Genomic DNA, 6122 nt, shown 5'->3' with positions numbered 1-6122 from the left:
AATACGCAACTCGATTCGCCACTGGCCAGGTAGCTCAGTTGGTAGAGCAGAGGACTGAAAATCCTCGTGTCGGCGGTTCGATTCCGTCCCTGGCCACCAAATAAAACAAAGGCTTACGCGGATTTACCCGGTAAGCCTTTTTTCATGGTAGACATATGGTAGACGGTAGACGAAAAATCGACCCAAAACCGCCATCATTCCATCCGTAAAAACGACCGACCCCGCACCAGCATTTGACGGCCATTTGATTCCGTCACAGAAACAAAACCAGCCCCACGAAATTACAAAGCCAGCGAAATAACCGTCATATGTGTCATAACTGTCATAGCGCTTTAAAAACAATCGCTTAGGTATGACAGATAGAAAAAGCTATCCGTCATGGAATGACAGATAACCGTCATGGCAATCCAAAACGGTCGACGGGCGAAAGGGGCGAAAATCATATCCGCCATGCCTGCGCCTCGATTTTCACCCAACAAAAAACCCGGCCTAAGCCGGGTTTGTGGAGTGATAAGGGTTTACCTCAGTCCCCGCCGATAATCCGCTGGTCTGAATCACGGTGCTCTTTGATCAGTTCGCCGGCCTTTTGGATTCGCTGCGCGATGTCGCGGATTACGTAATAAAGCCCGCTAATCGCTGGCGCATCCAGTTCTACGCTGTCATCCGTCCCGCCGAACGTGCAAAGCGTCGATAGGAAATCAACTTGCCGTTGCGCTTCGCTGAGAACATCGCTTGCCTCGATAAGATGGTTACGCATGGTCGTTACCCTCCTGCGGCCTTGTGGATAGCCGCATGGTGTCCTCCGTCTCTTCGAGAAAATCGGCGACTCGCAAAATCCTATGCCGCACCACTTCGATGATTTCAGCGAGACCGTGACCTTTGGTGGACTCGGGAATGTCTATGGCCCCCGTGGCCTGAGCCGTTGCAACGAATTGATCGATTGCAGCCGAGACAACGGCCAGCATGGTGTCAGCCATGACCAGCGCACAAGCCGCGCTTGCCGGGTCTTGAATAACGTGAGCGTCGTCTACGGGGTCGGATGTGGTGTTATGCTCTTGTGTAGCCATGATTTCACCTCTATGTCAGGTGGGTTGTGGTTAGGGTCGGGGCGGTGTGGCTGCACCACCCCGGCCCGCTTCTACCGTCCATGGCTTCCCGGCAATCCCCGCGCCGGTTCGGGATTCAGTCACGCCGGGCGACGCAAGGGAACCACGTCCGCCCCACGTTTCAGCCCGTCCAAGTAATCCGCCCAAGCCTGCATCATCCTCCGGCGTTCGGGTAAATGCGCCGTCCGGTTGTACGCCCGTCCATTCGGATCACGCACGGCATGGGCAAGCTGGTGCTCGATGAAATCGGGACGGAAGCCGAGCACTTCATCCAATACCGTGCGAGCCAATGCACGAAAGCCGTGAACGCTCATTTCGTCCTTATCGAATCCCATACGACGCAGCGCCGCGAGTAATGCCACGTCCGACATGGGGCGGGAACCGTCTCGCGTTCTGGCGGATGGGAAAGCGTAACGGCCTTGTCCGGTCAGTCCGTGAAGCTTTTTGAGGATTTCGACGGCTTGTGTGGATAGCGGGACGATATGCGGGGTTTGCGTCTTCGTGACGAAATAGCGCCATTCCGCCGCGTCCAGGTCGATATGCGCCCATTCCGCCTTGCGTAGCTCGCTGGGGCGAACGAATACCAGCGGGGCCAGCCGCAAGGCACACTTCACCGGAAACGTACCTTCGTAGCCGTCAATCGCCCGCAACAGTTCGGCAATCTTCTTAGGATCGGTCACGGCTGCGAAATGACCGCCTTTCACCGGGGGAAGCGCCCCTTTCAGGTCGGCGGAAATGTCGCGATCAGCCCGCCCGGTCGCAATGGCGTAACGAAAAATCCGTCCACAGTTCTGTAGCGCCCGGTGAGCCGTTTCCAGTGCGCCGCGTTCCTCTGTGCGCCTGAGTACCGCCAGCAATTCCGGTGCGCTCACTTCCCGAATAGGGCGAGTGCCGATCCAGGGGAAAATATCTCGTTCCAATCGCCGGATGATCCGATCGGCATGACTCGCTACCCATGACGGTTGGAACTTAATGAACCACTCGCGGGCGATGGCTTCGAAGGTCTCGGACTCGGCGGCTTTGGTCGCTTTCTTCTGTGCGCTCGGCTCAATGCCCTGAGCGATCAGCTTGCGGGATTCGTCGCGCTTCTCGCGGGCTTCCTTCAAAGTGACATCGGGGTATACACCAAGCGCCAAGGTTTTGCGTTTCCCTTCGAATCGGTAATCAAAGCGCCAATACTTACCGGCCTTGTTGACCAGCAAGTACATGCCTTTTTCATCGGCCAGCTTGTACGGCTTCTCTTTGGCCCTGGCGTTGCGAACGGCGGTATCTGATAACGGCATGACGGTATCTCCAACGGAACGATTGAGCGTCCACGGTCCGCACCGTCTGCGAGATTGAGGAATTTGACGGTATATGGCTTTGCGACGGACGGCGTGCCGTCAAAACTACCGCCAATTATTACGGTATGTCAAGGCGTGTTGTGACACGTTATGGGGCAATAAAAAACCCGCTATGCCTTTAATCATGCGGGTTTCGGGTCTTTGTGGGACTTCCTTAAATGCTTAGTTGGTGGAGGCGGCGGGAATTGAACCCGCGTCCGCGAATCCTCCGCCTTTGGCTCTACATGCTTATCCGACTCTATTGATTTAACCGGTCGCTACCCGAGCGGCAGGGAAGACGGCCGGCGGTTCCGTTAGGTTTTAGCGAATCGGCCCCGGACAGACCTCATCGCGAGCTTACAATTGGGTTACCCCCGAAAACCGACGCCTATAAGCGGGCTTCGGATCAGAGGCCGGCCGGATTAAGCGGCCAGAGCGTAGTTGTCGTCGTTGGCAACTATATTGGTTGCAGATTGATTAACGAGGTTATCTGCACCTCGGCATGCACCTCGGGTTTTGCGATCCTCGTCGAAGCCAAGTCGCCCCCTAGGTCAGGAAGATAGACAGTATAACGGCAAAAAAGTTTCGAGCAACCAGCGTTTGAGTCGTGGCGCGATAATCGTGCGAAACAGCTTTTCTTGGCGGAACGTTGCGATACGCTGAAGGGATCGGGTAATGCAGGCTAGCGACTACCGGCAGGGGACAAATTTCAATCACGCTAAAGCGGCATGGCGCTATGCGCTCATCTCTCGTGAGATGCAGTCTTCCTTAAGGCCGGAAGGGTGTTTCCGGCCTTAAGCACGGACAAGTCCGTGAGTAGAACTGGTTTTCAGTCTTTCAGAGATCGTCCATCCATTCCGCGTCGCGGACGAAGCGGTGTTTCTCTTGTTCTTCCATCTCCGCGAGATTCGCGAACACTTCTTTGGCATGCGGATCGTCGACGATGATTGCCGCTCCTTTATAGAGTTCGATCAGCGCGTTGTCGAAGGCCATGGCGATCTTTATGACGTCATCGACGGACATATTGGGCCTAACGGCGCAATTCTTTAGCAGTTGTTCGACGTTGGAGCCTGGAGAATATTGGAGCCAGAAATTGAGGATGCTCTTGCGCGATCCATCTTCGAACCGCTGCATCGCCTGTTCCCGATTTTTTTCGTGGCGGCTGAGGTAATCCAAAAGCATTTTTACCCGAGCCTGATCGTTTTGTTGGTTCAGCGAATCGTAAAGTTCTGTCAGTTGGCTGTGTAGTTGAATACCGTAGTCGAGCACATCTTTAACTTGCTCGAAGTTATGCATCTGCTGGTCCATATGGCACTCCGAAAGTGTTATTCGGCAGGTTTCATACGGTTCGAAGCATCTCTCTTTTGGCATCGCAAGGCAATAGTGCAATCGTGCGGTCGGTTCGACCTGCGGAATTCCGCAGGCGCGACCTGATTGTCACTTTCGGCGCGTGACCGTATAACTGGCCATCATGCCCGCGTCGATGTGGTCATTGACGTGGCAGTGATACATCCAGACGCCGGGATTGTCGGGTTTCATATCGACGGTGACGTGGGTTCCCGGAAGCAGATTCACGACATCTACGCGGCGCCCGGTCTCGGTGAGCGTATTGCCGTGCCAATGCGGGGTATGGAGATCGACTTCGGTTCCGAGGGACAGTTGATACCAGCGCACGGTTTCGCCTTCTTTCATCGTCATTCCCGGAAGGTTGTGATAGACGTAGCCGTTCATGCTGTGCATCAAGTTGCTTTCGACGAAGCTTTCGTCATCTTTCTCGTCCGTGGCAGCCGGTGCGAAGGTGCTGATGTTCTTGTCCAGAAAGAAACTCTTGTTTTCGTCGAACACGGTGAACAGCACGACGAATTCGCGGTCGATGCCTTTCAGTTTACCGTTGTTCTGCAGAACGCCTCGGCGGGAAATGATGATGGGTCCTACCAGGCCGGTATTCGTGTCGACCACCTCGTTGACATGGGAATGGTAAAGCCACACGATCGAACTCGGGTCCTCGGGGCCCGGACCCGAACGTTCGGGTACTTGCCAGAGGTAGGTGTGGGTTTCGCCCGGTTCGACCGTATCGTCTTTGCGGTCATCTCCGGATGTGCCGTCCGCGTAATGAGTGCCTTCGCTGTCCTTCCGGTAAAGCACGCCGTGCGGATGGAGTGAAATCGGCATGTTTGCCAGTTTATTCCTCAGCACCACTTTGATGGTGTCGCCGACGTTGGCACGAATGACAGGCCCTAGTATCCCTAAGTGCCGCCACTCGGGCGGACGTTCCTTGATTTGGGTAAAGCTGGCGTCGGCGTACTCGATATAACGCGCTTTGTAATACTGTCGGCCGATCCGATCGGCGTTATTCCCTTCGACGAAGACTTTCTCGTCCTCGTTGAATTCTGCGCCATGCATGGGATTGACGGGATAGGAGGGGGCGTAGTCCCACAAGATTTCTTCGGCGGCGATGTAGTAGGTTCGCGTCGAATTGGCCGTCACGGCTTCGGAGAACAACAGTAGAACCGCCAAGTGTGAAAGGAGGATTCGGATCTGGATCACGGCGATAAACCTGGGACGGGGAATCTATCGAAAAAGCGTGAGAAAATGATAATCAATATCATTATAGGATGCCAGTATTTGTTCCCCGGAAGTGGCCAAAGGCTTTTATGGTAGTATTGAGCGCCATAAACAATGGGATGAATCTCTTTCCGGGTTTCGGGATCAACACTCTTTTCCATGAACGAACATACACTTACCCATCTCAAGCAGCTGGAAGCCGAAAGTATCCACATCATCCGCGAGGTGGCTGCCGAGTTTGAGCGTCCCGTAATGCTCTATTCGATTGGCAAGGATTCCGCAGTCATGCTGCATCTCGCGATGAAGGCGTTTTTTCCCGGCAAACCGCCTTTTCCGCTCATGCATGTCGATACGACCTGGAAATTCCGGGAGATGATCGAGTTTCGCGATCGCCGCGCCCACGATCTGGGGCTGGATCTCATCGTTCACGTCAACCTGGAGGGTGTGGAGCAGGGCATCGGTCCGTTCACCCACGGCAGCAAGAAGCACACGGATGTCATGAAAACCGAGGCCCTCAAGCAAGCCTTGAACAAATACCAGTTCGATGCGGCATTCGGCGGAGCGCGCCGGGACGAGGAGAAGTCGAGGGCGAAAGAACGCGTTTATTCCTTCCGCGACCGAAACCATCGTTGGGACCCGAAAAATCAGCGGCCGGAGCTGTGGAATCTCTACAACGGCAAGATCAACAAGGGCGAGAGCATCCGGGTGTTTCCGCTTTCGAACTGGACCGAGCTGGATGTTTGGCAGTACATCTATCTGGAGAACATTCCGATCGTCCCGTTGTATTTCGCCAAAGAGCGGCCGGTGGTCGAGCGCGATGGGATATGGATCATGGTGGACGACGATCGCATGCCGCTGGCACCCGGCGAAAAGCCGATCATGAAGATGGTCCGCTTCCGTACCCTGGGTTGCTATCCCTTGACCGGCGCCGTCGAATCGACCGCCGCCACCTTGCCCGACATCATCCAGGAGATGCTGCTGACCAAGACGTCGGAGCGCCAAGGGCGTGTCATCGATCACGATCAAGCGGGGTCGATGGAAGAGAAGAAAAAAGAGGGTTATTTCTGATTTTCGCTATGGAAGGTGCCGAGCGTGCATTCAACGTTGGCGTCTGCGTCTGACCCATTCA

Annotated in this window: 6 protein-coding genes, 1 tRNA gene and 1 other RNA gene; 2 read left to right on the top strand and 6 right to left on the bottom strand. The window is 55.0% G+C overall.

Features of this window, described 5'->3' with window-relative positions; genetic code table 11:
* Window positions 1-23: 23 nt before the first annotated feature.
* Window positions 24-99 (top strand) — tRNA-Phe (locus ABJK70_RS04085).
* A 424-nt stretch (window positions 100-523) separates the two neighbouring features.
* Here ABJK70_RS04085 and ABJK70_RS04080 read toward each other — a convergent pair.
* From ABJK70_RS04080 to ABJK70_RS04055, 6 genes are all read right to left on the bottom strand, one after another.
* On the bottom strand, window positions 524-757 hold the full coding sequence (locus tag ABJK70_RS04080) for a hypothetical protein (protein ID WP_347257435.1): 234 nt from the start codon (window positions 755-757) through the stop codon (window positions 524-526).
* Window positions 750-1067 carry a hypothetical protein gene (locus ABJK70_RS04075; protein WP_347257434.1) on the bottom strand — a complete coding sequence of 106 codons (318 nt, stop codon included), beginning with the start codon at window positions 1065-1067 and terminating at the stop codon, window positions 750-752. The genes ABJK70_RS04080 and ABJK70_RS04075 overlap by 8 nt, the downstream gene beginning before the upstream one ends.
* Window positions 1068-1186: 119 nt before the next feature.
* Window positions 1187-2389, bottom strand: coding sequence for an integrase arm-type DNA-binding domain-containing protein (locus tag ABJK70_RS04070; RefSeq protein WP_347257433.1), 1203 nt, complete (start codon window positions 2387-2389; stop codon window positions 1187-1189).
* A 227-nt stretch (window positions 2390-2616) separates the two neighbouring features.
* Window positions 2617-2975: a transfer-messenger RNA gene (ssrA, locus tag ABJK70_RS04065) on the bottom strand.
* Between the two features lie 290 nt (window positions 2976-3265).
* Window positions 3266-3736 (bottom strand): hypothetical protein, encoded by a 471-nt coding sequence (locus tag ABJK70_RS04060; protein ID WP_077729893.1) that lies wholly within the window; start codon window positions 3734-3736, stop codon window positions 3266-3268.
* A gap of 129 nt (window positions 3737-3865) precedes the next feature.
* Complete coding sequence (locus ABJK70_RS04055; protein ID WP_077729952.1) at window positions 3866-4975, bottom strand: multicopper oxidase domain-containing protein; 1110 nt, start codon at window positions 4973-4975, stop codon at window positions 3866-3868.
* Window positions 4976-5152: 177 nt separating this feature from the next.
* Between ABJK70_RS04055 and cysD the strand changes: the two genes are divergently transcribed.
* A complete protein-coding gene (gene cysD, locus ABJK70_RS04050) occupies window positions 5153-6061 on the top strand; it encodes a sulfate adenylyltransferase subunit CysD (RefSeq protein ID WP_077729892.1) in 909 nt (302 codons plus the stop codon).
* Window positions 6062-6122: the final 61 nt, after the last annotated feature.

Origin of the sequence: Methylocaldum sp. (assembly GCF_039794385.1) — a bacterium.
Taxonomy (GTDB): Bacteria; Pseudomonadota; Gammaproteobacteria; order Methylococcales; family Methylococcaceae; genus Methylocaldum.
Note: the sequence above shows the minus strand (reverse complement) of the source record. Positions and strands in the feature narration are given on the sequence as shown.